We start from the raw sequence: 351 nt of genomic DNA, 5'->3' as shown, positions 1-351 counted from the left end.
GGATGCAGAGAGTGGAAAAGTTCTAGCAGGCGCAGAATTTATACTGAAAAACGAAAGTGGTCAAGTAGTTGGAGAAATGAAAACAACAGATAAAGATGGTGTTGTGAAATTCGAAAACGTAGTGCCAGGAAAATACACGTTAGAGGAAACGAAAGCGCCAGAAGGTTATAAAGCGCTAGAAGTGACAGTAGAAGTAAACATCGTAGCGAATGAAGTAGTAAAACAAGAAGTGACGAACGAAAAAGTAACAGGTCAATTCGAAATCGTAAAAGTAGATGCAAATGATAAAGAGAAACTATTATCAGACGCAGAATTCGAAGTGTATAAAGACGGTAAAAAAGTAGAGACATT

The 351-nt window shown here is 37.3% G+C and carries 1 protein-coding gene; it reads left to right on the top strand.

All coding sequences use genetic code 11. The annotated features are described in order from the left end of the window. Positions 1-351 (top strand): MSCRAMM family protein (locus tag G9F74_RS29565; RefSeq protein WP_165406443.1); only part of this gene is annotated, 351 nt, incomplete at both ends.

It is taken from the genome of Bacillus sp. EKM202B (assembly GCF_011066025.1).
GTDB classification, from domain to species: domain Bacteria; phylum Bacillota; class Bacilli; order Bacillales; family Bacillaceae_G; genus Bacillus_A; species Bacillus_A toyonensis.
Note: the sequence above shows the minus strand (reverse complement) of the source record. Positions and strands in the feature narration are given on the sequence as shown.